The organism is Sphingobium limneticum, from assembly GCF_008710165.1.
Taxonomy (GTDB): domain Bacteria; phylum Pseudomonadota; class Alphaproteobacteria; order Sphingomonadales; family Sphingomonadaceae; genus Sphingobium; species Sphingobium limneticum.
Genome location: NZ_VYQA01000007.1, coordinates 191,703 through 218,641 on the forward strand (window position 1 = coordinate 191,703; position 26,939 = coordinate 218,641).

At 60.9% G+C, this 26,939-nt stretch carries 22 protein-coding genes; 11 read left to right on the forward strand and 11 right to left on the reverse strand.

Annotated elements, in window-relative coordinates:
- Positions 1-117 precede the first annotated feature (117 nt).
- Positions 118-1,968: a dihydroxy-acid dehydratase gene (gene ilvD / locus F4U95_RS11575; RefSeq protein ID WP_150425779.1), complete on the forward strand. Its 1,851-nt coding sequence runs from the start codon at positions 118-120 to the stop codon at positions 1,966-1,968.
- A 183-nt stretch (positions 1,969-2,151) separates the two neighbouring features.
- The gene (locus F4U95_RS11580; protein WP_145986224.1) at positions 2,152-2,529 is read left to right on the forward strand and encodes a hypothetical protein; all 378 of its coding nucleotides are present in this window, start codon (positions 2,152-2,154) and stop codon (positions 2,527-2,529) included.
- Positions 2,530-2,643: 114 nt separating this feature from the next.
- Here the strand turns inward: F4U95_RS11580 and F4U95_RS11585 are convergent, their stop codons facing one another.
- The 4 genes from F4U95_RS11585 to F4U95_RS11600 form a co-directional block, all read right to left on the reverse strand.
- Positions 2,644-3,264 carry a spermidine synthase family protein gene (locus F4U95_RS11585; protein WP_343032332.1) on the reverse strand — a complete coding sequence of 207 codons (621 nt, stop codon included), beginning with the start codon at positions 3,262-3,264 and terminating at the stop codon, positions 2,644-2,646.
- A 119-nt stretch (positions 3,265-3,383) separates the two neighbouring features.
- Positions 3,384-3,701 carry a DUF6481 family protein gene (locus F4U95_RS11590; RefSeq protein ID WP_150425781.1) on the reverse strand — a complete coding sequence of 106 codons (318 nt, stop codon included), beginning with the start codon at positions 3,699-3,701 and terminating at the stop codon, positions 3,384-3,386.
- Positions 3,702-4,098: 397 nt separating this feature from the next.
- Positions 4,099-4,584, reverse strand: coding sequence for a group I truncated hemoglobin (locus F4U95_RS11595; protein ID WP_150425782.1), 486 nt, complete (start codon positions 4,582-4,584; stop codon positions 4,099-4,101).
- A gap of 20 nt (positions 4,585-4,604) precedes the next feature.
- Positions 4,605-5,477: a DUF3034 family protein gene (locus F4U95_RS11600; protein ID WP_150425783.1), complete on the reverse strand. Its 873-nt coding sequence runs from the start codon at positions 5,475-5,477 to the stop codon at positions 4,605-4,607.
- A 127-nt stretch (positions 5,478-5,604) separates the two neighbouring features.
- Here F4U95_RS11600 and F4U95_RS11605 point away from each other — a divergent pair, with 127 nt between their 5' ends.
- Both F4U95_RS11605 and F4U95_RS11610 read left to right on the forward strand, forming a co-directional pair.
- Entirely contained in the window at positions 5,605-6,228 is a 624-nt protein-coding gene (locus F4U95_RS11605) for a cupredoxin domain-containing protein (RefSeq protein ID WP_246171572.1), read from the forward strand.
- A 47-nt stretch (positions 6,229-6,275) separates the two neighbouring features.
- Positions 6,276-8,549, forward strand: coding sequence for a putative bifunctional diguanylate cyclase/phosphodiesterase (locus tag F4U95_RS11610; RefSeq protein ID WP_246171573.1), 2,274 nt, complete (start codon positions 6,276-6,278; stop codon positions 8,547-8,549).
- A gap of 442 nt (positions 8,550-8,991) precedes the next feature.
- On the opposite strand, the gene F4U95_RS11615 is transcribed toward F4U95_RS11610, so the two are convergent.
- Positions 8,992-10,122: a hypothetical protein gene (locus F4U95_RS11615; protein ID WP_150425784.1), complete on the reverse strand. Its 1,131-nt coding sequence runs from the start codon at positions 10,120-10,122 to the stop codon at positions 8,992-8,994.
- Between the two features lie 125 nt (positions 10,123-10,247).
- Here F4U95_RS11615 and F4U95_RS11620 point away from each other — a divergent pair, with 125 nt between their 5' ends.
- The 6 genes from F4U95_RS11620 to F4U95_RS11645 all read left to right on the forward strand — a co-directional run bounded on the left by F4U95_RS11620 (position 10,248) and on the right by F4U95_RS11645 (position 20,881).
- Positions 10,248-11,177 (forward strand): hypothetical protein, encoded by a 930-nt coding sequence (locus F4U95_RS11620; RefSeq protein ID WP_150443126.1) that lies wholly within the window; start codon positions 10,248-10,250, stop codon positions 11,175-11,177.
- Between the two features lie 237 nt (positions 11,178-11,414).
- Positions 11,415-13,739 (forward strand): sigma-70 family RNA polymerase sigma factor, encoded by a 2,325-nt coding sequence (locus tag F4U95_RS11625; protein WP_150443127.1) that lies wholly within the window; start codon positions 11,415-11,417, stop codon positions 13,737-13,739.
- 39 nt (positions 13,740-13,778) lie between these two features.
- Positions 13,779-15,227, forward strand: coding sequence for an ATP-binding protein (locus tag F4U95_RS11630; protein WP_211363978.1), 1,449 nt, complete (start codon positions 13,779-13,781; stop codon positions 15,225-15,227).
- Complete coding sequence (locus tag F4U95_RS11635) at positions 15,224-18,091, forward strand: Z1 domain-containing protein (protein WP_150425788.1); 2,868 nt, start codon at positions 15,224-15,226, stop codon at positions 18,089-18,091. The genes F4U95_RS11630 and F4U95_RS11635 overlap by 4 nt, the downstream gene beginning before the upstream one ends.
- A gap of 7 nt (positions 18,092-18,098) precedes the next feature.
- Positions 18,099-19,082, forward strand: a complete 984-nt coding sequence (locus F4U95_RS11640; RefSeq protein WP_161600388.1) for a PD-(D/E)XK motif protein — start codon at positions 18,099-18,101, stop codon at positions 19,080-19,082.
- The gene (locus F4U95_RS11645) at positions 19,079-20,881 is read left to right on the forward strand and encodes an AIPR family protein (protein WP_150425790.1); all 1,803 of its coding nucleotides are present in this window, start codon (positions 19,079-19,081) and stop codon (positions 20,879-20,881) included. Before F4U95_RS11640 ends, F4U95_RS11645 begins: the two co-directional genes overlap by 4 nt.
- A gap of 4 nt (positions 20,882-20,885) precedes the next feature.
- Here F4U95_RS11645 and F4U95_RS11650 read toward each other — a convergent pair whose 3' ends face one another.
- Positions 20,886-22,394 carry a DNA cytosine methyltransferase gene (locus F4U95_RS11650; RefSeq protein ID WP_150425791.1) on the reverse strand — a complete coding sequence of 503 codons (1,509 nt, stop codon included), beginning with the start codon at positions 22,392-22,394 and terminating at the stop codon, positions 20,886-20,888.
- Positions 22,395-22,468: 74 nt separating this feature from the next.
- Between F4U95_RS11650 and F4U95_RS11655 the strand changes: the two genes are divergently transcribed.
- Complete coding sequence (locus F4U95_RS11655) at positions 22,469-22,915, forward strand: very short patch repair endonuclease (protein ID WP_150425792.1); 447 nt, start codon at positions 22,469-22,471, stop codon at positions 22,913-22,915.
- Positions 22,916-23,114: 199 nt separating this feature from the next.
- Here F4U95_RS11655 and F4U95_RS11660 read toward each other — a convergent pair whose 3' ends face one another.
- From F4U95_RS11660 to F4U95_RS11680, 5 genes are all read right to left on the reverse strand, one after another.
- Positions 23,115-23,813: a hypothetical protein gene (locus F4U95_RS11660; protein ID WP_150425793.1), complete on the reverse strand. Its 699-nt coding sequence runs from the start codon at positions 23,811-23,813 to the stop codon at positions 23,115-23,117.
- 107 nt (positions 23,814-23,920) lie between these two features.
- The gene (locus F4U95_RS11665) at positions 23,921-24,625 is read right to left on the reverse strand and encodes a MobA/MobL family protein (protein ID WP_150425794.1); all 705 of its coding nucleotides are present in this window, start codon (positions 24,623-24,625) and stop codon (positions 23,921-23,923) included.
- Positions 24,626-24,710: 85 nt separating this feature from the next.
- On the reverse strand, positions 24,711-25,247 hold the full coding sequence (locus tag F4U95_RS11670; RefSeq protein ID WP_150425795.1) for a hypothetical protein: 537 nt from the start codon (positions 25,245-25,247) through the stop codon (positions 24,711-24,713).
- 96 nt (positions 25,248-25,343) lie between these two features.
- Complete coding sequence (locus F4U95_RS11675) at positions 25,344-25,961, reverse strand: hypothetical protein (RefSeq protein WP_150425796.1); 618 nt, start codon at positions 25,959-25,961, stop codon at positions 25,344-25,346.
- Positions 25,962-26,060: 99 nt separating this feature from the next.
- Positions 26,061-26,819, reverse strand: a complete 759-nt coding sequence (locus tag F4U95_RS11680) for a hypothetical protein (RefSeq protein WP_161600389.1) — start codon at positions 26,817-26,819, stop codon at positions 26,061-26,063.
- Between the last annotated feature and the right edge of the window lie 120 nt (positions 26,820-26,939).

The window sequence follows — 26,939 nt, forward strand, 5'->3', positions numbered from 1 at the left end:
ACGCCGCGAAGCGCTCGCAATAAAATGATAGAAAGGACGCGCAAAAGGAATAAAATGTTTCACAGCCGCGTCGCAGTCTGTAGAGGGGCGCGATCATAGTCTGAAGGATTCCGAGTCATGCCTGCCTATCGTTCCCGCACCACCACCCATGGCCGCAATATGGCGGGCGCCCGTGGTCTATGGCGCGCGACGGGCATGAAGGATGAGGATTTCGGCAAGCCCATCATCGCCATCGCCAATTCATTCACCCAATTCGTGCCGGGCCATGTGCATCTCAAGGATCTGGGCCAGCTGGTCGCGCGCGAGATCGAGGCGGCGGGCGGCGTCGCCAAGGAATTCAACACCATCGCGGTCGATGACGGCATCGCCATGGGCCATGGCGGCATGCTCTATTCGCTGCCCAGCCGCGATCTGATCGCCGACAGCGTCGAATATATGGTCAACGCCCATTGCGCCGACGCGATCGTGTGCATCTCCAACTGCGACAAGATCACGCCAGGCATGCTGATGGCCGCGATGCGCCTCAACATCCCCGTCGTCTTCGTGTCGGGCGGGCCGATGGAAGCGGGCAAGGCCACCGTGCGCGGCAAGAAGGTCGCGCTCGACCTGGTCGACGCCATGGTCGTCGCCGCCGACGAAAGCTATACCGACGAGGAAGTGAAGACCATCGAACGGTCGGCCTGCCCTACTTGCGGCAGCTGTTCGGGCATGTTCACCGCCAATTCGATGAACTGCCTGACCGAAGCGCTGGGCCTGTCCCTGCCGGGCAATGGTTCCACGCTGGCGACCCATTCGGATCGCGAGCGCCTGTTCCGTGAAGCCGGCCATGTCATCGTCGACATCACGAAGCGCTATTATGAGCAGGATGACGAGAGCGTCCTGCCGCGCAACATCGCCAATTTCGCCGCGTTCGAAAATGCGATGAGCCTGGATATCGCCATGGGCGGCTCGTCCAACACGGTGCTGCATCTGCTCGCCGCCGCTTATGAAGGCGGGATCGACTTCACCATGGCGGATATCGACCGGCTGTCGCGGCGCGTCCCATGCCTGTGTAAGGTCGCCCCGGCCAAGAACGACGTCCATATGGAGGATGTCCACCGCGCCGGCGGCATCATGGCGATCCTGGGCGAACTGGAACGTGCCGGTTTGATCGACGCGTCGCTGCCGACCGTCCATGCCCCCACCATGGCGGCCGCGCTCGCCCGCTGGGACATCGGTCGCACCAACAGCGAGGAAGTGCGCAACTTCTACCGAGCGGCACCGGGCGGCGTGCCGACCCAGACCGCGTTCAGCCAGTCGGAACGGTGGGAGGAACTGGATACCGACCGCGAAAAGGGCGTGATCCGATCGGCCGAACATGCCTTCTCCAAGGATGGCGGCCTGGCCGTGCTGTTCGGCAATCTGGCCCCGGAAGGCTGCATCGTGAAGACTGCCGGCGTGGACGAGAGCATCCTTGTCTTCCACGGCACCGCGCGTGTCTATGAAAGCCAGGACGCGGCGGTCGCGGGCATTTTGGGCAACGAAGTGAAGGCCAATGACGTCGTCGTCATCCGCTATGAAGGGCCAAAGGGTGGCCCGGGCATGCAGGAAATGCTGTATCCCACCAGCTATCTGAAGTCGAAGGGGCTGGGCAAGGCCTGCGCGCTCATCACCGACGGGCGGTTTTCGGGCGGCACGTCGGGCCTGTCGATCGGCCATGTCTCGCCCGAAGCGGCCGAAGGCGGCCTGATCGCGCTGGTCCAGACCGGCGACCCGATCGTCATCGACATCCCGGCCCGCGTCATCAAGGTCGACCTAGACGACGCGCTGCTGGCGGAACGCCGCGCCGAAATGGAAGCCCGCGGAGCCAAGGCGTGGAAGCCTTTCGGCCGCAAGCGCGAAGTGTCCCCTGCCCTGCGCGCCTATGCCGCGATGACCACCAACGCCGCCAAGGGCGCGGTGCGCGACGTCAGCCAGATCGAACGCTGAACAACATGCGTCCCGCCGGTGGTGCCACCGGCGGGACGGGATGCAAGAACGCTATCGGTCGGCGGCTTGGGTCCGTTTGCTTTCACCTGCCGGTCCGCCACCCTGCAAAGTTGACGGCCGGTGCGGTGAAATGCATATAAGCTTCGATAAAATGAAGCATGCATTAAGCATGATAGGGTGGATGTGGTTGAAATCGATCTGCTTTCCGATCCTGACGGGATCATGGCGATCTTTGCAAGCGGCCAATGGGAATTGGTCGATGTCGATTTGCTTTATCGAAATTTGAGGATCGAGCTGAGCAGGCGGCGCGCACATGGGCGGCCTATTCGTATTCTGTTCGATATTACAGAGGCGCTTCGCCCGAGCGAGGCTGTCGCAGCCCGGACCCTGTGGCAAATGCAGCGCACCTTCCAGCCGTCCGATCGCGTGGCCATATTGACCAACGATATCGATCAGAAGAAGCGCCTGCGGCTATTGCTCGAGAGCACGAACGTAGCGGTATTCAGCTCGAAACTGCCGTCGGAAATGTGGCTGACGAGCGATATCGATCGCCCTTATTAGGGATTGCAGACCGCCCCATCGCCAAGAGATCGGGCCACAGCCAAAGCTGGAGCAAATAGAGCCGGAGGTCCGTTGCCGCTTGCGGATCAGAACCCACGGCCCCCGACGCCCTGCCTAGCGCACCCTCTGCGCGAACCAGATATGGTGAAACTCGCGTTCGCTGCCGGTGAAGGCGGGCACGCGCACCTCCTCGACCTCGAACCCGACATCCTCCAGCTTCGGGCCGAACTCCTCCGCCGGATAGGCCGACCAGATTGCGAGCATCCCGCCGGGTTTGAGCGCGCCAAGGGCGGACCGCAGGCCCCAGTTGCAATAGATACGCTCATTTTCCGGCCGGATCATGCCGTCGGGACCATTGTCCACATCCAGCAGGATGGCGTCGAACCGGTCCTTCGATGCGCCAATCACATTATGGACGTCGCCAATCTCGATGGTCAGGCGCGGATCTGCCAGATGGTCACGGAAGATATGCGCCAGCGGGCCGCCGGCCCAGGTCACGACCTTGGGCACCAATTCGGCCACGATGATGGACGATCGTGCAGACCATGCCGCCAGCGCAGCCCCCAATGTGAAGCCCATGCCCAGCCCGCCGATCAGCACATTGCCATCGCGATGGCCCAGCCGCTGGCAGGTCAGCGTCGCCAACGCCTCTTCCGACACATGATCGCAGCTCCCCATCAGCTCTTCGGAACCGAACTGGATGGAATAATCGCCATCGGACCGGAGCAGCCGCAACTGCCCGCCGCCGGGTATCTCCGCTATATCGACAAGTTCTACAGGATCAGGTGAAGATCGGGTGAGGCTGCTTGCAATTTGGTCCAGAAAGGATCCTTCAATTTGGGTCGGAGAATGACCTATTTACGCGCCTTGCGCGCCGCATAGCGCGCATCGCGCGCAGCTTTGCGTTCCGCTTCGGTCAGGGCGACCGGCTTGTTTGCCGCCGCCTTTTCCGCCTGTTCGCGCCGGGCGATCTTGGCCGCTTCCCGCTCGCGCAATACCGCCTCGCGCTTTTCCCGCGCCGCCGCTTCCTTGGCGATGCTTTTCGCCAGCCGCTCCGCCTGTTCCGCCTCGCTCAGGGGCGCCTTGGTGCGCAACTGCTCCAATGCCTTCTTCCTCGCATCCTGCGCTGCCGCAGTCCGATCCTGGAAGCCGGGTTCCTTATATCCGCGCATATCGTCCTTCTATATTCATCGCCCCACACCCGCCCTCCGGACTACCACAAGGATCGATCCAAAGGCACATGAACCAGACAATCCCCCGGCCTTGGACCGAAAGAGAGTTGAGCCACGGATTTCGGGGATTGCCTATCACAAGGCTGGTGCGCTTACGTTACTCGAACACATGACCCCATCATTACGAAGGCGACTGACGGTTCGCGCAAGCGATCAGGCTTTCTAACGATTTTGAGACGGATTGAAAGGCCTTTTTGCCCCTTCCCTATATCAGACCCATTTGCGAGGCTGTTCCGGTTTGGGCAGTTTTCTACTGCACGCACTTGGTAAGTAAGCGGTGTGTGATTTCGACCTTCGCCAGGGAAATTTCTCGAATAAATATCAAAACATTATTTCGCTATTTCTGCAAAACATCGCGCCGCATTGGCGCCAGCTTGGAGAGAAATCGGTTTTGCTCTTGAAAACCGACACCCTCTGCCGCCATCGATCGTTGCAATATCTCGACCAATCGATTCATGTCGGCCTTCTGTACGCCCATATCCTTGTGGGCCGTCGCCATGTCGCGGCCCGTATAGGCACAACCGGCATTCAATATGTAACAGAATTGCTCGAATATCGTCCGCTTCAAGCGGACCTTGTCCTGATTGGCGAAGATTTCCCCGATCGCCGGATCGGCGAAATTGGTATCGACCATGCGATCCACGATGCGACGGATGCCGTCCTGACCGTGAAAGGCCTTTGCCATGCCGTCGCCGGTAAAGGGTGTCGCGCCAGCGTTACGATTATCGACCGTGTAGGGATCGACGACCTCCTCGCCCGGCATGGCATTGGCGGCGGCGGCCGGTGCGGCCTGAAGCAGCAGAAGAGATAGAAGCATGGTCATGAAGGCATATCCCGAAAAAGTCAGAAGGCGGCCTGCAATTGCAGGAAGACCCCGCGCTGGCTTTTGACCGTCGCGATGGAGCCGAGATCGACATAAGCGACCGACGCGGTCAGATGGCGATTGACGGCATAAGCCGCAAAGGCGTCGAACCAGTCATCTTCCCGCGCAATGCCCAGATTGTCCGGCTTGGAACGATATTCGCCGCCGATCGCCAACCGCCGCGACAATTGCCACGCGGCCGATCCTTCAAATTGCAGACTGTAATCGTCATGCTTATCCCCGCCGAACCCCAATATGCCAAGCTGGTTGGCCTTGGTCATCCGCGCCGTAGCTGACAGCAGGACCGAGTGGGCCAAAAAGAGCCGGCTGACAGAGGCATAATAATCGATGCCCTCATCATGTTGCGCACCGATGGCGCGAACGATGGTCGCATTGTTGTTCTTCTTATATTGTGCCCCGACGGCGATGGCGGGCAGCGTGTCGTAGACAAGATCGCCGGCCACCTTCAGCTTCGCGCCGATCACATCCTGGGAAAAGGCGTAATCCTTGCCCAGGCCGAGCGCGAGGCCGATCTCGTTGGTATTGAAATCCTGATGGGCATAGCTGATTTCCAGCCGGTCACGCCATCCGATCGCGGCACCTGCGCTCTGATAGTCATAGTCCTTGACCTCCACCAGCGTACCATGAGCCGAAAGGCCGATCCCATCGCTGGTTTCGCTACCTGCGATCACCGCCCATGGCGTCAGGCCACCGCCACTGGCCCCTTCCAGAGAGGATATGCCATTGGTGAGCAGCAGCTTGCCGCCGTTACGCATCGGCCGTGCTTGGGCGATCCCCGACGCGAAGCTGGCCAGGGTGAAGGTTGCGATCAGAGCAAATCGGGCAAGGTTCATGCCCGCCGCCCTAGCGCAACAAGGTTAATGCGAAGTTAGATCGGATCTTTTTCTGCCGCCCGACGGCAGAAACGGCACCGAACTGGACTAAGCATTTATTTATCCTTCTCCTTTACCGCCGTCCCTCATGCACACCCTCAATTCCCTGTTTCTCTTCGGCGTCACCATGCTGCTGGGCACATCCATCGCCCAGGCCGGCGATCTGGACCTCAAAATCGTGGATTCGTCGGGTCGCCCCGTGAGCGATGCGGTCGTCACTGTTCGGCCAGCCGGCGGTATTCCTGCCGGGCCGATCCGCTTTCCCTGGGGCACGACGATGGTGCAGGAAAATATCGCTTTTTCGCCCCATGTGCTGATCGTGCCGGTGGGCGCGACGGTGCGCTTCCCCAATCACGACAAGGTGCGGCATCACGTCTATTCCTTCTCCAAGCCGGCCAAGTTCGAGATCAAACTGTTCGGCAAGGACGAAACGCGCAGCTTCACGTTCAAGACGACGGGCGCCGTAGCCCTGGGCTGCAACATCCATGATCAGATGAACGGTTTCATCAAGGTGGTGGATACGCCCTTCGCCGCCAAGAGCGGCGCCAACGGGCAATTGCGCATCCCCGGCCTTGCCGCCGGCACGGCGCAAGTCACCATCTGGCACCCCCTGATGAAATCCAAGAATAACGAGCAACTGCTGCTGGTGCCGGTGCCCGGGAGCGGTTCGGTTGCTCGAAGCGCCACCGTGGCGCTGCGCGCGAGTCTCTGATGAAAATCGCCGTCACCAGGCGGCGATGGCGGCGCGGATTATTGCGCATGCAATCGGCCCTCACGGTCAAGATGACGTTGCTGTACGGCGCGTTGTTCGTCGCGGTGATGGGCGTGTCGCTCTACGCCACCCGCAATGCGATCGAAAGCTATGCGGACAGTGCCGTCCGGCAGGAAATGACGGCGGGCAGCGCCCTTTTCGCGCGCATGGCCAAATTGCAATTCCGCCAACTCGATCAGAGCGCCGCGGTGCTGGCCAGCGACTTTGGCTTTCGCACGGCGGTGGGTACTAACGACGCGCCGACCATCGCATCGGCATTGGACAGTCTCAAGCGGCGCTTCGGCATCGACCATGCCCTGTTCGTGTCGATCGACGGTTCGCTGGCGGGCGACACCGACGAACTGACCGGATCGGAATCCGATCAGCTTTACGATGCGCTGGACAGCGGGCGGTTACAGGGCATCGTCGGTTGGGGCACGCACAGCCACATGGTCGCGGCCTCTCCGGTGCGCGCGCCGATGTTGACTGGCTGGGTCGTCTTTTCCAAAAATATGGGAACGGCCGAACTACAGCAGCTGGCGCAGCTTTCCACGGTCGATCTGCATCCCAAACTCCTGCCTATCGCCGCCCTGCCCGCCAGCCTGCGTGCCGCAAAAAGCGGCGAGATCACGACACGCGAATGGAAGCGTGGGTCCGAAGATATGCTGGCCCAGGCCCGGCCGGTCGAAAATCTGGTGCCCTCCTCGCCGCAGATGCTGGTTCTGGAATATAGCCTGACCGACGCGATGGGGGCTTATTCGCCGATCCTGACCGCGCTGTTGGCGTTCGGACTGGTTGGCACGATATTGGCCCTCTGGGGCGCCTATGCCATGTCACGCAATGTCGCCCGACCGATCATCGCGTTGGAGATGGCCGCGCGCAAGGTCAGTTCGGGGGAACATGTCGAAGTAAAGATCGAAACGCGCGATGAAATCGGGCGACTGGCGCGCAGCTTCAACCGGATGGTCAATGCGGTCGAAACACGCGAGCGCCAGATTGCCCATATGGCTTTTCACGACGATCTGACTGGCTTGGCCAACCGTACGCTGCTCAGGGAGCAGATTGCGGTGTTCCTGCAACGCGCGGGCAAGGATGGATTTGCGCTTTTTTGCCTCGACCTCGACAATTTCAAGGCGGTGAACGACACGCTGGGCCATCCTATGGGTGATGCGCTGCTATGCGAAGTGGCGTCCCGGCTGGCGCAGGCTTGCCCCACCGGCTTCGTCGCTCGGCTGGGCGGCGACGAATTCGCCATCGTGGTTGAGGATGGTGCGGCGAGTGCGGACCAGATCGGCCGCGCCATCGTCAACGCCCTGACACAGCCCTTCCACGTCAATGGTCACCGCATCGTATCGGGAACTAGTGTCGGCATCGCCCTGGCGCCACAGGATGGGGCCGACGCGACCACGCTGCTGAAAAATGCAGATCTCGCTTTGTATCGCGCCAAGCAGGACGGCAAGGGCAGTCATCGCTTCTTCGAGGCCGCGATGGATGCCGAAGCGCAGGCGCGCCGGGCGATGGAAACCGATCTGCACGATGCGCTGCGCAACGGTGAACTGGAATTGCATTTTCAGCCCCTGTTCGGCCTGTCCCAAAATCGCGTGACCGCTTTCGAAGCCCTGCTACGTTGGAACCATCCCGTGCGCGGTACGGTGTCCCCGTTGCAGTTCATCCCGTTGGCGGAGGAAACCGGACTGATCATCCCGATCGGCGAATGGGTGATCCACGAAGCCTGCCGGGTCGCGTCCAGCTGGCCCGAACATATCCGCGTCGCGGTGAATGTGTCGCCAGTGCAGTTTCGCAGTTCCACCCTCAACGCGATCGTCCTTCAGGGGCTGGCGCGATCGGGGCTTGAGCCGCAGCGACTGGAACTGGAAATCACCGAAAGCCTTTTCATCGACAATGTCGAAGCGACGCTGGCTTCGCTTCACTCGCTCCGCTCTCTAGGCGTGCGCGTGGCTTTGGACGATTTCGGCACCGGCTATTCGTCGCTCAGCTATCTGCGCAGCTTCCCCTTCGACAAGCTCAAGATCGACCGCAGCTTCATCGTCGACCTGCTTGCCCATGAAGGCGCCACCGCCATCATCCGCGCCATCACCACGCTGGCGGACGCACTGGGCATGGAAACCACGGCCGAAGGCGTCGAGAATAGCGACCAGCTGGACATATTGCGGGCGGAAGGTTGCGGACAGATACAGGGCTATCTCTTCAGCAGACCTATCCCGGCAAAGGATGTCGATGCCTTGCTCCAAAAACTCGATCGCGACAGGTTAGCGGCATAGGTTTCGTGCGCGCGACGGCCTGACTTCACCAAGCGATCGCCTCGCGAGGCTGATGGATTTTCCGAAAAAAAGGATAAACTTCGCCGCCGCACCTGACCCACCGGATACCCACGGCGATCGACCAAAGGCCCATAAACTGGGCAACCTGTCGGCCATAAGCCGAAAGGGACTTTCGCCAGGGATTTCAGGAAGTTCCTACTGAAGGACTGGTGCCCCACAGAGGACAGAAATGGGCACTCAAATCATTGGATAATTTCGCTGCCGCGATCATAGTGGTGCTCGCCCGGCAATTCGTCGAAGCAGCGGGCTCTCATGATTGACCGCCAACGCCGCATCTGATCGCCTTCGCGTTTCGAAATGTGAGGCAAGCTGATCGACCGGAAGAAGCGTCCCAAGGTAAAGTGTGGCCTCTTGGAACTGGACTGGGAGCACCAAGAAGCTGTTACGCGCTTATGGTGACAGCCGATGACGATCGCGCGGCTGACCGGCTTTGGCTTTCAAGCGAGCGGGCCGTAACGCTCTTCCAGACATCAGTCGCGACAATTGCCTCCAGCGCCGCCAGCGCGGCGGCACGGCGCTCATCGCTTGGTTCGCTAATCTTGAAGGTTTTCGCGACGATGGCGACAGCAGGATCCGATGTACCGAACCCAAAGCGCCAGCGCCAATTATTGTCGGCAACTATGTCGGGGAAGTCCGCGAGGAAGGACTGAAGCATGTCGCGCAAACGCTGCTGATCGGGCGCGAGAAGCAACCCGTCCACGAATGTGTTAGTTCTCGCCCAAAGGCGGGTGCCATTCGCATCGGCGTAAAAATCGTGAGCCTGACGGGTCTGTTGCGCCGGCCAGCCCCAATCGACAACCGTTGGACCGGCAGGTGGCAGGCCGTCCAGCTTTTCGAGACTGCCGAAAAGAAGACCGTTCGCGAAGGGCGTAATCACCTCGGTGATGGGAAGGCCACGGCCCTCGCGCCTTTGCTTCATCCGCATCCAGAGAAGGGTCGGCCAAATGGCCGAAAGCTGCAGAAGCACCGCCGACATTGAGAGGCGCCCGGGATCCCGTTCGACGACACGCTCGAAAAGATGAGGGCGGGTCCCCCCCGGAAGCAGGCCTGAGATGAAGATCACGCGAGCTTCCGCCAGAACGACGCTGTGGTTCTCAGCGGTGACGATACGATCCGTATTCTCCGTCACCGCGCGGGTCTCATAGACCATCACGCCGACATGCTCGGGTTGCGACGATGCGGAACGTGGCGCCCGAATTACGGTCAGATCGGGCAAGCCTCGGCGAATATTTGATTCCAGCTTCGCGATCACGGATTTGAGATCACGTCGCTTGATCGGTCCATCGTCGTAGAGCGCGACCGCTGCTGCAAGGATCTGGTCGCCCGGACGCGAACCGGGAGGTCTTGCGCCAATCACATCGTCATAGCGCTTGCCAACGATACGCTTGGCTCTTTTTGCAGCAGCCTTGCGGCCCTTTCGGATCGCGTTGCGATCGAGGTCGTCTATCGACGAGACTTCAACCGAGGATTCAATCATGCCTTGGCCGCCGCGATCATCGCTGTCATTCGTCATGCGATGGGTGTGCTGGAGCCGTCGCGAGACGTCAAGGGCGTTGGCTTGCACTAACTTCATCCGCCTGCCAACCAGAGCGACCCGTTTGATGCGAGATGACTGTGTCGACTGCCAACACTTCAATCATGCCCACCCCGATCACGCCTGCGGAGGTGCGATATATCAAGCTCGGCGATGGTGGACGTTGGGCGAAGTCTTCACTGGAAGAGGGTAAGGTCGCATTCGGCTATCACTCGATCCCGCATGATGCCTGTCAGACCGAGGACTGGTCCAAGGTTCGCCGGCTTCTTGCGGATCGTAAATCGGAAGGCGCGAAGACCGCCGGCGTAAACGAGGTGGCCGCCTTTTACGAAATGGGTGAGGATTGCCTATGGGTCACTTTCGGCTACGGTCATCTGTGGTGGTGCTTCGCAAAAGAGGAAGTCGTTTGGCTGGGCGAGTGGGATGACGGCGGTCCATCGCGATACCGACCGACAGTCGATGGCTGGAGGAATACCGATATCCACGGCAAGCCGCTCAAAATCGCAAACCTCAGTTCGAACCTTACCCAGACCGCGAACTTTCGCGCGACGATCTGCACGGTCGGGGCGCAGGATTACCTCCTGCGCAAGATCAACGGCGTCACTGAACCGGTCGTGATCCGCGCCGCCGAGACACGCGCCGAGATGATCAAGGTGGCGACTGACATGATTCGCGACCTTCACTGGAAGGATTTTGAGACGCTCGCCGATCTGATCTTCGCGCGCTCAGGCTGGCAGCGATCGACTCCGGTCGGGGAGACGCTGCCCGACGTGGATTTGCTTATGGAGCAACCCACGACCAGCGAGACGGCCTTTGTGCAAGTGAAGTCACGAGCAAACCAGGCGGTCCTCGACGACTATCTCGATCGCTTTCGTCGCAGCGGCTATGATCGTTTCTTCTTCGTCTGCCACACGAAGGCTCGCTCCTTGTCGATGCCTGACGAGCCACGCCTTCACCTCTTCGAGGGTGAGCGCTTGGCGGATGCCGCCGTGAAGAACGGTCTCTTCGACTGGCTCGTCGAGCGCTCCGGTTAGTCTAGAACCATAATGAACTTGAATTTCCGGAGGGCGGAAAGGTCGGAATTCCTTAATATGTCAAGGATAACGATTTTTTCTGGCAGGCAGCAGAGTTCAAGGGCATGCTTCAAGGGGCTGGGTTTGGGGAGCGAAATCGCATCATATGAGGAGTCGGCGTTGCATTCGCGAAATTGTGCCTGAAATCCCGACGGTACGATCTTCGTGACGTCATCCGCGCCGCTCAACTCTGTGTCGATGACCGAAGAGGAACGGGCTTATCGTGCGTCGCGCGATCCCGCTCATCTTGTTGAAGTGGATGCAGCCGGACGATCGCATCTCCACCTCGCTGCGATGTCCGGCAAGGCAGCCGTCTGCCGCATCTACATCGCTGCCGGGTGCGACCCGTCGACGCATGACAATTCAGGGCGAACAGCAGCGGAGCTTGCAAAGGCTGCTGGCTATGCTGCGCTCGCGCGTTCGCTCGAGGCGCTGCCCGCCCGCTCTGAAGCTACCGGCATCCCCAAACAGGCCGCCATCCGGCCCGAACTGCTGGATGCAGCCGAGCAGCGCGGACTCGTATCAGGTAACCAGCAGGTCATTGCCGCGATCATATCGAATGGCCGGCTCGGTTGCCGCAATCCGAAGGGAGACACCCCGCTTCATCTGGCAGCTGCGGGCGGCCACCTGACCGCGTGCAACGCGCTCTTCGAAGCGGGTGCCGATCTCGAATCGCGGAACGACGCCAAGCAGAATCCGGCGGAGATGGCAGCAGAATCCGGTCATCAGGAGCTCGCCCGCCTGCTTGGCGGCCCGGAACCGGAGACAACCGCTCCCAGTGGCTCCTCCCCACCCCCCGCCGAGCTGCAACCCGAGGTGAAAGATCAGCAGCCGTTTGCAGACGCTGGTGTCGATTTGATCGATTTCGACGCGCTCGAAGAGCCCGCAGCATATCACGCACGGCAGCAGATCGGCACAGTTTCGGCGATTTTTACCGCCATATCCCCGCGTTCTGGCATGCGGAGTGGCGGAGCGGAGGAGAATGACGACTGGGAACTGCCGGCGAGTCTCGCAAAGGCGGGCGCAGCGGGTTCCTCGCAATTCCAGGCCGGACGCCCCCCGGACCTCGATGACGCAGCGGATTTTTCGCATTCCTCCGCCAGCCGTCGATCCCGCCGGCCTCGGAAGCTCAGGGATACAACGTTCGCGCTTTCCGCGGATTTGGCGGAAACTTGGGCGGCTGAGGCGCTTGCCAGCGGCACGGTGGATGAGCAGGAGATCCGGGATTTAGTGAGCGCGTGCCGGGGAAACCCGAGCTGGACGGATCTCGAGACCAATGTCGGCAAGGTGCTCGCAGCCGCCGGAATACGCGTCATTCGCGAGGCTGGAGACTTCCGGCCCTTTCCCGATGCATCCCTCGACTTGGTCGATGTGGCCGTGCTGAGCGAGGCAATTCTTGCCGCCTGCACCCGCGATGCCGTCGTTCCCGGCAGCGGCCCTTTCATTCTTGACCGGACTACCGAGGAGAGGATTCTCCGCGAGATAGCGAATGCCCGTCGAGACCTGCTTGACGGAATTCTGGACACCCCCGGCGTCCTGGCCGAGGTCGTCCGGCACGGCGAGCTTGTCTTGGCAGGCGAGCTCGCACCGGACGAGTTCACCGAATTGGATATCGATCCCGATGCTGACGATGGGGATGATGACGACTTCCCGGGCAATATCGAGATTCTGCGCAATGCCGTCGAAGAGGGTGTCAAAAGCGGAGGCCGGGCACGACGTGTTGCGATCCAAGCGCTCGATGAGCTGGAAATCCGTCAGGACTGCTTGGTCGGCCTCGCTGCCAGCCAAGGCGAGATGGCAGAAGGAACAATCCGCAGGCTGATGAGCATATGCGACCGAGCGACCGAAGAGCTCGTCCTTACGCACCTTTCGTTTATGCGGCGAGAAACCGCGAAGATGGCGAAAGCTGACGAGGATGCGGAGGAACTTTTCCAAGAAGCATATTTCGGTCTTCGCCGGGCGTCGGAACGCTTCGACCCTGAACGCGGGGTGCGCTTTTATCTGTACGCCTTGCTCTGGATCAGACAGCGGATAAGCCGCTGGAGGGCCGACCAAGGATCGTTGATCCGCGTGCCGGTGCATCGCGTCCAGCTGAACGCGAAGATCACGACACACGCGGAGGAGTTCGAACGCTCACATTTACGCTCAGCAACGGATTTAGAGCTGGCGGCAGCTACGGGCTTCGAGGCTGCAACGATCAGGTCGCTTCAATTCGCGCTATCGGAGCCTGTTCCGTTTCATCAGGTGGAAGGGGCGATTGCATCGCGTGCGGAAGGGCAGGACGAGATCATTTCAAGAGCGCAACTTACCAGCGTCATCAGTCGCGAGCTCAACGACTTGCCGGCGCGCGCGGAGGCCGTGATCCGCATGCGGTTCGGTATCGGCCTTACGAGCGATATGACCTTGGAGGAGGTCGGCAAGATCTACGGCGTCACCCGCGAAAGAATCAGACAGATCGAGGCCAAAAGCCTTCAGACATTGGCTCACCCGAGCCGGCGCCGCGTTTGGAGGGGCCTTCTCTGAATGGGCGCTACAAGAAATGTGCCGCCGGCTGCAGGTGCCATGCTCGAGTCGCTGCGCGGCCTAGGTTACACGACTGCTACCGCGATTGCCGATCTGATCGACAACTCCGTCAGTGCGGAGGCCGATCATGTCGACGTGGTATTCGAATGGAACGGTCCAGACAGCTGGGTCAGGGTCGCCGACAACGGCCGGGGAATGAGCGACGCGGAACTTGAAGCCGCAATGCGCCTAGGCGCGCGTGATCCGCGAACACAACGACGCCCCGGCGATCTCGGCAGGTTCGGCATGGGATTGAAGACGGCAAGTTTCTCGCAGGCGCGGATATTGACCGTTGCGAGCAGCAAGGCCGGCCATGAACGGTGTTGCCTTCGGTGGGATCTCGACCTGCTCGGCGGAGCGGAGGGAAGTTGGCTGCTTCATGAGGGTGCGCGGACTGGTTCGAAGGACCGCGTCGAAGCCGGGCTGACCGAAGACACAGGTACGGTCGTCCTTTGGGAAAACCTCGACCGCGTCGTAACGGATGGCTTCACCGCGCAGGACTTGATCGAACTGATTGAACAAGTCGACGGTCATCTGGCGATGACGTTCCATCGCCTGATCGACGACGGGCTGGAGATACGTATCAATGGTCGGCGCGTGCGGAGCTGGGACCCGTTCCTTACGGGTCATCCGGGCAAAGCAATGGAAAGTGTTGAATACCGGCTGCAGAACGCAGCAGGCGTTGTCGCGCAATGCCACGTGCTTCCGCACAAGGATCTGCTGAAGCCTGCGGAATACGAATCGGCGGCTGGCCCTGTCGGCTGGCCGGCCCAAGAAGGATTCTACATCTACAGAAACCGTCGCCTGCTTCTTGCAGGCGGGTGGCTAGGGCTGGGTGAACGCGGACGGCGCTGGACACGCGACGAGGCGCACCGCCTCGCAAGGATACGTCTGGACATCCCGAATTCGGTCGACGCCGAATGGAAGATCAATATCCTGAAGTCGACGGCCAGCGTGCCGGTCCGCCTGCGGAGCCAGCTGACGCGCCTTGCTTCGGAAACCCGAGACGTCGCCAAAAAGGTCTTTGCGCATCGTGGCAGGCTGGTCACTGGACGGGGGGAAGCCGGTGGCGGCATCCCGGACATGTGGGCCGTGCATCACGCTGCGAGCGGAAACTCCTATCGGATCTCCAAGCAGCATGATCTCGTCGCCTCGATCTTGGACCGGGCGGGACCGCTCAGGTCCGACATACTTTCCCTGCTCAGCCTGATTGCCGAAACGGTGCCGGTGCAGAAAATTTGGCTTGATACCGCCGAGCAGACGAACGTGTCCCGCGGTAACTTTGCAGCGGCACCCGACGAGATCGAAACGACACTGACCAGCCTCTTCGAGGCACTGGTCGAGTTTAGAGGACTCAGTCCAGATGAAGCGCGGCTGCGACTGTCTCGGACACCCCCGTTCGATCAGCACCCCGATATTGTACAAAGAATTGGCGGACACGAAGAATGACGACAACGGACCAGCGCGCCTTCGACTCGATCCTGAGCATGGCGCAGAACCTCCTTCGGCGGACAGTGGCCAAAACGGGCGAGATGGTTACGCCGGAGATGATCGATTCCGAACTGAACAAGCTAGAAGCGATCATGGAAGGCGATTTCGAGCTAGTGGAGCGCGATCGGCTCGTTGACGAACTGATCCGCCGCTACAGCCACACAATCGGCCGTAACGCGACGCTCTCGGACGACACCGACCACGTTCCTTGGCTCACCGCCGAACGAAAGAGGGACTGGCTCTACTGGCGTCGCTATTCGGAATACATGGAAGCGAAGCTTCCGCTTGTCGCGCTGGATGCGCTGGACGAGGCTACCGACGAGGTTCTGGGGCACCTCGAGGATCCGCAACGCACCGGCACATGGGACAGGCGCGGGCTCGTCGTGGGTCACGTCCAGTCCGGCAAGACCGGAAACTATACGGGCCTCATCTGCAAGGCGGCAGACGCGGGATACAAGATCGTCATCGTCCTTGCCGGGCTCCACAACAACCTGCGGGCGCAAACGCAAATCCGCCTCGACGAGGGCTTTCTCGGCTTCGCCACTCTGGCGAACATCGATGACCTTCCGGCTGTCGGAGTCGGCCTGATCGATGCGGACCACTCGATAAGGCCCAACTATGCGACCAACCGCACGGAGAACGGCGACTTCACGAAGCAGGCCGCCGCCAAGCTTGGCGTCACTCCCGAACAGCGGCCGTGGCTGTTCGTCATCAAGAAGAACAAGACGGTGCTCGAACGGCTGCTCGGCTGGATCCGGAACCGGGTGGCAGACCATACCGATCCGGTTACAGGCCGGAAGCTGGTGACCAACCTGCCGATACTGGTGATCGACGACGAGTCGGATCACGGATCGGTCGATACCGGCGAGGACGTTGTCGACGAGTTCGGCAAGCCCGATCTGGAGCACCAGCCTACTACCATCAACCGCCTGATCAGGTCGGTCCTCAATCACTTCGCCAGATCGGCATATGTCGGCTACACCGCCACGCCGTTCGCTAACATCTTCATCCACGACAAGGGCGCCACGGAGGAGCATGGCCCTGATCTCTTCCCGTCGGCGTTCATCACGAACCTTGCCGCCCCGTCCAACTACATCGGTCCGGGGAGAGTCTTCGGCTCGGCGTCATCAACTGCGGCAGACCTGCCGCTGACGAGGCCGCTCGCGGAGGACGAATACGTCGCTTGGATGCCCCAAAGGCACAAGAACGGTCACCGGCCACGATGGGACGGAGAGGCCAAGTTACCGGACTCGCTCGAGGAGGCGGTACGCTCCTTTATGTATGCGTGTGCCGTCAGGAAGCTGAGGGGACAGGGAAACCGCCATGCCTCCATGCTGGTCCACGTCACGCGGTTCACGTCGGTGCAGGCCGAAGTGGTGTCACAGGTCGCCGAGTATGTCCGGCGGCTGAAGGGGCGCTACCAGCGCGGCATCGACCTGGCCGATACCGAGGCCCTGATGCGGGACGAGTACGAGAGCAGCTTCAGGCCGGGCATGGCCCGCATCCGCGCGGACCTTGTCGAGGACGAAAAGCTCGAGGATTTCGACTGGGCGCAGGTCCGGGACGTGCTTCCCGACGTCATCGCCGACATCAGGGTCAGGGAGATAAACGGCACAGCCAAGGATGCTCTCGACTATGCCGAGAATGAACAGACCGGCCTCAAGGTCATCGCGATAGGCGGCGACAAGCTTGCACGCGGCCTGACTCTGGAAGGATTATGCACGAGCTACTTCCTGCGCAGTGCGCGGATGTACGATACGCTGATGCAGATGGGCCGCTGGTTCGGCTACCGGGATGGCTATCTCGACGTGTGCCGGCTCTACACGACGACCGAACTTGTCGAATGGTTCGGCCACATCGCGGATGCGGCCGAAGAACTGCGGCAGGAGTTCGACAACATGGTTGCCGCCGGCGGCACGCCCAAGGACTTCGGATTGCGCGTAAGATCGCATTCGGTCCTGACGATAACGTCCCGGGCAAAAATGCGAAATGCACGACCCGTCTCGTTCACCTACTCCGGCGATCTGCTCCAGACGATCGTGTTTCCCAACAGGCCTGACGAGATCGCGGCCAATTTCGCCACAACAGAGCGTTTCGTCTCGAGTCTCGGGCCCGCCCTTGATCTAGGCAACCAGCATTATGTGCCGGAGGGCCAGAAATGGGCGGGGCACCTGTGGCGGGAGGTGCCTTCGCAGCAAGTTACTGCGTTTCTTCGGGAATACCGGACACATCCCGCAAGTTTCCGGATCATGAGCCCGCTGATTGCCGATTTCATCGACGAGATGAACAAGGACAGCGAACTTGTGAAATGGACCGTGGCGCTGGTTTCAAAGGACAATCCCGGTCCGGAGGACAAGCACCTCATCGCCGGCCTCGATATGGCGATGCTCACGCGCAAGAAAACCGTGGATCATGAAGATCGGTATTCCATCAAGACGCTGATCTCGCCACGCGACCAAGCGATCGACCTGACGAAGGCACAATGGCAGGCCGCGCTCGAACTTAGTCGCGAGACCTGGCGCCGGGATGCGGAACGGAATGACGGGCGGGAACCGCCGGCCGAACCGAGAGGCCCCGCAATCCGGAAAACGCTCGGCGAGGGCAATCCTGCGAAGGGTGTGTCCGCACAGCCTGAACGTGGGCTGCTTCTCCTGTACCTGCTGAACCCGGCCGAGAGCGACGTTCACGCGATCAAGGGTGCCGATCCGGTGGTCGCTTTTGCGGTCAGCTTCCCTGGCAGCAGTTCGACAAGAAGGGTGAGCAATGCCGCCTACATGGGCAATAGCGTGATGTGGGAGGCTCTTAATGTCTGGGTGGACTGAGGACGGGTTGATCCGCTCTTGGCGAGCCCTTGCCGAGCCGCAAGGTGACGAGGAATGGCGTCTGGTCAGCCTCACCAATATCGGCCTGGTCACGGTTCAGGCGGGTCGCCACTTTCCCGACAGCAGGGAGGCGCTGGTCGTTGCCTTTCCGTCAGGCTGGCTTGGAAAATCGACCGGCCTGCCGGATGGCCGGGGCTTCGAGGCGGCAATGATCGGAGGTCATGCCGCGTTCATGGGCAACGATGTGGTCGCGCTCATCCGGCGCGTGGAAGGCGCGTTCGACCTATTCGCCATCATGGCGGTCGACCTGCTGCGCTTTTTGGACGACCGGAAGGCGCAAGACGGCCGAGCGCTCGTTGCGGCGTTCCTGCAGCGCGTGCGGGAGTGGCAGGCATTCATGTCCCGCGGCTCCAGACCGCTTTCACAGGAAGCGCAGGCCGGACTTTACGGCGAACTTGCCACATTGCGCCTTCTTGCCGACGTCATGCCCGGCAGCCTTCCTTTCGATTCGTGGAAGGGGCCGATGCACTCGGCGCAGGATTTCCATCTCGGATCGGGCGCCCTCGAGGTGAAGACCACTTCGACGAGTGACGCATTCAAGGCGCGCATCAACAGCATCGAACAGCTCGATTCCGAAAGACAGCCTATGTTCGTGGGCGCGGTCCGCCTGGCGGATGACCCGGCTGGCATCAGCCTGTCTTCGCTGGTCGCGCTCATGCGGGACCTTGCCGATGGTCGGGGCATGCGGAGGGCGTTCGACGCAATGCTAGTCCTCGGCGGATACTACGATGAACACGCTTCGCTGTACGAACGCCCTTTCATCGTCAGTGAATTCAGATGTTTCGCAGTTGAGGAGGAATTCCCTGCGCTTCGACGTGCGGCCTTGCCAGCTCAGATTACGGCTGCAACATACACCCTCGACCTTAGCTCCGTTCCGCAGCCCGACGTGGGACTTTCGGGAGCCCTCTCCGCGCTGGGAATCATTGAATGAGCATTGAGGAATTTCACCGTAGTCTGCGCGCCGAGTTGCAGGCTGTTGTCGCCGAAAGGCTCAGCAGCGATGAAGGCAGCTTTCCATCCGAGGAACTGATCTACGCCGAGCTCGCGATGGATCAGATCGCAAACGCCAACATCTGCGAGTCACCAACTGTCTGCCATTGGACCGGCACGATCGGGAACGCACGGCTGCGCATTACGGGATACGCACAGTCGGCAGACGAAACCTGCCTCGACCTTTTCGTGACCCGCTATTTCGGAACCGAGGAAATCGAGGCGCTCCGTGACTCGGAAGCGGCGTCCACTGCCAAGGAGGGAATCAAATTCCTGTTCGAAGCGGCCAGCGGCCGGCTCGGCGCCAAGATCGAGAAAAGTGGCGAGATCTACGAGCTTGTCCTGTTCATTAGGGAGCAGTGGGCGAGCCTCCAGCAGCTGCGCGTCTTCGTGGTGACGGATGGTCTGACGAAATCGAAGCGGTTCGCCCCCAAGGAAGTTCAAGGAAAGATTGTCGCGATCGAGGCAATGGATATCGAGCGGTTGTACCGGCACACATCCGGCAAGCCGCGTGAGGAGGTGTCGATAAGCTTCGAGCAGACGCTTGGGCGGCCCTTACCCTGCATCCACGTGCCCGACCCCGACGCCGATTACGAGTATGCGCTAACGGCAATTCCTGGCGAGATCATCCGCGAGCTGTACCTTCGCTACGGCCCGCGACTGCTGGAGGCTAATGTCCGCACGTTCCTTGGATACCGGAGCAAGGTCAACCAAGGGATTGCGGACACCCTTCTAAGGGAACCCGAGCATTTCATGGCGTTCAACAACGGTCTAGTCATGGTCTGCGATAGCGCGCAGCTGAGCAGGTGCGAGGATGGTGGTCTCGGCTTCTCGCTGATGAGTGGGCTCCAGATAGTGAACGGCGGACAGACCACCTCCTCGATTTTCTTCGCCTCCCGCGACCGCAAGGACATCGACCTCAGCCACGTGATGGTCCCAGCCAAGATCATCATTCTCAAGGGCGACGACGACGATGCACGGGAGCGCCTGATCGCCAACATTTCGCGTTTCGCTAACAGTCAGAACGCCGTGAAGACGTCCGATCTCTCTGCCAACCGCCCATTCCACGTGCAGCTGGAGAAGCTGTCGGAGGAGGTCTGGTGCGCCGATGGTGCGAGCCGCTGGTTCTACGAGCGGGCAGCAGGTGCCTATCAGGTACGGCTGCTGCGCGAACGTACTGACGCCAAGCGACGGGAATTCCAGCGCATGGTGCCGACGCGGCACAAGCTGTCCAAGAACGACATCGCGAAGTTCCACGAGGCGTGGAGAGCAAAACCGGCGCAGGTTGCCCTCGCAGGAGAGAAGAACTTCGCGGCGTTCATGTCGGCGCTCGACGACAATCCCGAGCTCGTACCCACCCCTCTCACACCAGAGTGGTATCGTGCCATGATCGCGAAGGTCATCATCTTCAGGGCAATCGAAGGCGCGATCAAGAAAAAGGAGGCTAAGGAAGTCTTCCGCCAAGGCTGGGTGAACATCGCCACCTACACGGTTGCCGCTTTGTCAGAAAAGCTGCCCGGCCGGATCCACTTCGAGATGGTTTGGCAGCAGCAGGGCATATCCGACCGATTCGCGCACCTCCTTTGGGAATGGGCAAAAATCGTGAATGCGACCTTCGAGAGGATCGCGCCAGGCCGGCAATTCTCGGAAGTGGCCAAACGGGCTGACACATGGAAGGCGATTAGGACCGCCACCTTCCCCGAACTGCCAGAAGGGATTCCGGAGATCGAGGAGAGTTGACCTGTCAGATGCTGCCGTCGATCAGATCGTGCACAACTTGCGCGATCTGGCGCGCGAGCAACGCCGGAACGGCGTTGCCGACCTGCTTGTACTGTTCCGTCCTCGGTCCGCAGAAAAAATAGTTGTCGGGAAACGTCTGGAGGCGCGCGGCCTCCCTCACGGTCAATGATCTGCACTGCGCCGGATCAGGGTGGATGAAATAGTGCCCGTCCTTCGCGATATGGCTCGTAACGGTGGTCGATGGTGCAGCAGCCAACTGGACACGGAACCTGTCGGCAAACGCGCCGGTCTGCCGGTTCGCATGATGCGGCTGGAGGTAGTCCGGAAATTCGACGAGGCTTGGAGACCGATCATTGATCCGGCCGAACCCAGCCGCAAAAAGATACCGTCCCAAATCGGCGGGAATATGTCCGCGGGTCTCATGGTCGAGAAGCACTTCTAGTTTCGGGTCTTCCAGCCAGAACGCAAGGGGCCCGGGACGGATGGCAGAAGCCCTCATGCTATTCATGCGTGTTAAAAGCTGTGCCGGACCAGAAGCTGTCAAGTCTCGGAATTCTGCCCGGAGATCAGGCGAAAGAGCCGCATCCCCAGCTAGGCGCTCCGCCCATTCGCTCACGGTCCGTACCCATGCCGCACTGGAATCCTCACGGCTGAGACCGCTTCGAAGTTTCGGCATAGCACCGATTACCGAGACCACGGAGTTGTCTGCGGAAGGTCGCGATCTGACCAGCAAGGGGCCCTCGAAGCGGCGGCCGCGGGCAAGATCGGAGCGCAGGCCGACAATGATCACCCTGTGCCTTGCTTGGGGGATTCCATGCTCCTCGGCTCTCACGACAAACTCGCGCGGATTACGGTCATCGAGAAGGTTTCCTTCCGCAGTTAGGGGCAGCAGCACGTAGCCGTCACCCGCGCTGCGCAGATCGTCGAAGACCCTATCGGCTATCGCCGCGCCCGACACCCGGCTCGACAGCATCCCCTTGACGTTCTCCATAACGAAGACCGCTGGCCTAAGGCGGTCGAGTATCGATACATATTCACGGTAGAGAAAATGACGGTTGTCGCTTTCCGCGACATAGTCCTTGTTTCCGGCGTTGCGGGATCTGCCCGCAAGGGAATATGCCTGACAGGGTGGCCCGCCGATGAGAACCGTGCATCCGGAGGAAGCTTCCCGGACACTGTCCAATTCAACTGAAATATGCTCGAATACGCCGGGCTGGCCAAGCTCCAGTTGCCGGGCCTCTTCTAGTGCGTGTTTCCAGTTGGCTGGATGAAGACTGCTCAAGTCCGGCAACGGAAGTGAGCGATTAAGCGCATCATAATAGGATGCCGGGAAACCGCCCTCGAAGCTGCGCAGGAAGGCTCGCAGTCGGAGCGTGCGGATGGCGTACGGATCCTTCTCGATCGACAGCCTTATATCCATCGGGTTGACCGTCTCTCGCCCAGCGGCAGCGAACCCCTCGCCGAGCCCGCCAGGGCCGGCGAACAGGTCAACAATCTTAATCGCACTGCCCATGTGGCCTCCCTTCGAACGTTTCCTATATATTCTCCGGCGGGCATGACCAGGCCGAAACCGCAGGAGCATGCTGCTTGACCGACATTGTTTCGACGGAGACCCGGTCGCGTATGATGTCCGGTATCCGTAGCCGGAACACCCGGCCCGAACTCGTCCTGAGATCCGCGCTTCATGCGCGGGGGTTTAGGTTCCGCGTGGACGTCGGCGACCTTCCCGGCAAACCCGATCTGGTGTTTCGGAAGCACCGCGCTGTTATTCAGGTCCACGGGTGCTTCTGGCATCGTCACGGCTGCGCAAAGACATCCACTCCGTCGACCAATGTCGCGTTCTGGGAAGAGAAGTTCCGCCGAAACGTCGAGCGCGATGCAGAGGTCGAGACCAGCCTAGAAAAGCTGGGCTGGCGCTTTGGGCTGATTTGGGAATGCGCCTTGAGCCGACAGGCAGATATCATCCTGTTGCAACGGGTCGAAGAATTCCTGCTTGATCCGTCAATCCAACGCTTAGAATTGCCGGTGCCTTAAGCAGAGTGAATGCGCAGCAGCACATACTTACGCCACCATCGGTCGCCCTTTAAGCGCCCGTCTGCAAGGCGTTCCGGAATTGGATCACGTCCTTACCCTGACTTAAATCATCAAGATGGCAGGGCCACCACTAGACCATGTTCACGTGCTCAGCCCAATGATACCAAGTCATTAAGCATCACGGATCGACATAGGGATTTTATACAACCTCACCATCCACCAACATCTGTTTAACGTCAGGCCACAGCTTCTGGATCTTGCGCTTGAGGGCGCGTCGCAGCGAGGCAAGCTCCCGCCGGGACAGACCAAGGTGATCGGCGAGCTTCTGGCCACGCAGGTCAGCATCAATGGCATCGATCAATGCCTCGAAACCGGGTTCGAGGGACAAGCGTTCCAGCACATCTGCACATAGCATCCGTACCCGCTCGATTTCCTGGATTTCATCGGTCGATGCGACAGTATAGCGATTGCCGGCCAGCGCGATCTCCTCCAGCGGCATATAGTCGACCTGTACCTTCCGCCGGGCTCGCCCGCGCGCCGCCGTCGACCATTTGCTGCGCATGATCTCGATCAGCGCTTTTTCGATCGTAACACCCGATGGGCATGCGCGTGTCCCGAGCGCGGCGCCCAGCGCATCGTGCAGCAGGTCGTTGGCCTCGCCATGCACATAGCCAGGAAAACTACGGGCCACACGGATCAGGTCGACATAGGAAAATTTGGCTGATGCCAGAAGCTGGCGTATTTCCTGCCGGGTAAGCGGCTGGCTGGACTGAACCGATGGAGGCGTGCTGCTGACCGACATTCCGGGTCCTACCTGCTCATGCGCCGAAAGGAATTTTTGCAGACAGCTGTCCGCGTTTTTTCGTATCGGCGCATGACCATGTAAGACCCCCTGCATCTATCTGCACCGAGAGCCACCAGCATCCGTCCAGATGGCAGCCCCCCGGCACGACCGCCATGCTATGCCGAGGGGACTTTAAGGTCCGGTTACTGCATAAGCGAGGGTCAGCACCCGTTTACAAAGAATCCCGCACGCGTGAGATCGCGCAGGCCCGCACAGCGGCGACGCCAGGCAAATTCTATGCGCTTCTGCTGCGCCCAGCTGCCGATCCAGTTTGGATGCCGGCGACCATGGCGCTTGTCATGGCGCCAGTAGCGGGCGGTCACGATGGCGTGCATATGGGGCTTGATGATCCACTCGCCATCGTCGCCCTGGACAGAGTGAATCGCCCAAGCGACCGCCGCGCCTTGCTGCACCAACTGGCTGTGCAGAAAGCCTTCAGCAAGCCAGCGCCAGTTCTCCGGTCGCACGTCGAGCGGGATTTCCATCATGACATGCCACGCCGCGACGGCGGTGGGATCGCCCGTCGCGACAGCAACGGCATCCGCCTCGGCCCAGACCCTGTACGGGTCATTTGCCGCCCAGAGTGGCGCGCTGTTCGGCAGCAACAGAGCTGACGCCTTGAGTTCGAACCGCCGCCCGGAAAAACGGGCAGGCATGGGACCGAACCGGTCGACAGGATCGCTATGGCGCCAGATGTAAGCGACATTGGCGACAGCCGTCTTATAGGCGGGGACACGCCCGCAATATTGCCATTCCTCGCTGATCGGCCTGACCTTGAAATCCGGCCACTCGATCCGGGATATGCTCCGGGGACGGGTTACCAGCTCGTGGCGGGCGTGACGAAGTTGATCTTGGGTGATGAACATATTGGTCTCCTGAAACGCCAACGCCGCCCACAGGGGGCGGCGCTGGCGGGCGTCCTGACGACGCGGAAGGGATTGAGATGATGACTCAGCTGGCGACCCTGATCCTCTCGACCGGGATGGCCTCGGCAAGGGGCTGCCCCGCCGGCACGAAGCTGTTGCCCGTCAGGTCGAGCCCATCCATGTCTGCCGCCGTCTTGCGCCAGCGTGCCCATGCGATCTGCTCGCCCCGGGCCAGCAAGTGACGCGGCGGCAGCTTGTCGCTCACCAGTTGGTTACGCTCGTCGATGCGCCAGCGCCGGCCACCCTGCAGCAACTCGACCGGCGCCCGATCGCTCGCCGCATAGAGCTGACAGCCCGGCATCCATTCAATGGAGAGCGGCTGGTGCAGGACCAGCGACACCAGGCAGGGCTCCGGGGATTCCAGCTCATCAAAGGTCAGATGTAGCATGTCCTTTTGCATCTCGCCCGCGAGCTCTGTCAGATGGACGACATCGTCAAATTCGCGCGGACCGCTGGTGCAAAAGGACATGGTGTGGCGTGCCGGCTCATAGGGTGGATAGCCCATGAGCGTGCGCAGCGCGAACACCCAGGCCTGACCGCGCGCGAGATAGGGATGTGTCATTCAGATACTCCAATGCTATGTTGTGCTGACGGCCTGCTGGCCGGGGATTTCCATTTTTTCCGCTCTTTCACGGATCCCGATTTCTTCTGACTTCGCTCAGGCGGCGCCCGGCGCCTTTTCAACCAGATGGATGCTGCTGCGGCGATGCATCCAGGCGCGTGTGGCCTGTTCCGCGTCGGCGCCGACATGCTGCGCCTGCTGCAGAAAATGCAGCCAGGTGCCGATCGCCTCGGTCGCTAGGTCCGCTCGCACGGCATCGAGGCGACCCGTTCCCCAGTTGCCCAGCAGCGTATCCGGCATCATGCTGGGCGCCGTGGCGAGGTTCTCCGGTGCAGCGCTGCGGTTGATCGACAGGTCCACGACATTGTTGCGGAGCACCCGCGCAAGCCGGACCATGAAGTGATGGGCGATCGTCGGCTCCGCATGGGCGGCTGCATCGATCAGGGGTGGAACGATATGCTGATCGATCTGCCAGCCAATCAGCGTGTCGGCCATGGGCAAGCGATTAGAGAGCCAGAGGAGAAGGTTTTGCTCCTTCTCGCCGGCCGCGATAGTGCCCGCTTCGCAGCTGAAGCGCCAGCGGTCGGCGCAGCGTGTGGCGATCAGCAGCCCGGCGCCGACCAGATGCGTGCCGGGCGGGGTATCGCAAGTGGCTGGTGGTATCGTGACGGTAGCGACAGCAAGGGCAACGAAGGTAACGGGTTCTTCGGTCATGGACATGTCCTGATATGCAGGCGCGCGCCATCACTTCCGGAAGCAGCCGGAGTGATAAGCGCGCGCCAATGGGTCGGATGGAGGGGAAGTTTGGCTGGCCTACCGCGCGGCGAACGCGGCCTCGTCCTGCTCTTTGCGCAAGCGCAGTTCCGCGCCGGCACGAGCGGCTACGGCCCGCAAATATGGCGCACGGGATCGCGCCCACAGCGCCGGTCGGCAGGTCGCAAATGGCAGCAGGTGCTGCAACCCGGGCTCGCTTTCCAGCCAGGTGGCCAGATCGGCCAGCGGCAGCGCGATAAGCCGCTCGTCTCCCTGCCGCCAGGCAATGGTATGCAGATAGACGAGGTAGCTGGCCAGCACATCCTCCTGCACATATTCGGCGATGGCTTTCACATCGCCGCGCCGCCAGAGGTCGCCGACGTCGCCACCCGATGTGCTGGTTTTAACCGGAATGGACAGAGCACCGCACAGCTCGGCAAGCGATGATCCCCGCCCGCCATAGGCGTCGAGAAGGTCGAGATGCGTCACATCATAGCGGCCTGCATCGGCGATGCGGGCGATGTTGCGCAGATCGTAAAGCCCCTGTCGCTGGGCTTGCAGCCTCAAGACCTGCGCGTCGAATCCGCGACCGTTCAGCGTCACCGCCATTGAACCGGGCGGAAATAGCGCGTCAGTGCTGCGCAGGAACTGCGCCTCCTGCCCGTCATGGCAGATGAAGGTATCGAGCGAGAAAGCATAGCGCCCGTCGGACCGGGAGGCGGTGAGGAAGGCGCCGGCGACCGGCTTGTGCCGGGGCCAAGGCGGGAAGCTGCCGTCCGGCATCTCCTCATCGACGACCGTTTCCAGGTCAAAGGTCACAACATATTCATGCGGATATTGAAGCGGTGGACGCTGCCATTGGCGCATAGCGTTTCTCCGTAGCATTGCGCGCCGCCGGACGGCGGTCGCGAACCGGAGCCGCAGGGGCGGCGTCATGCC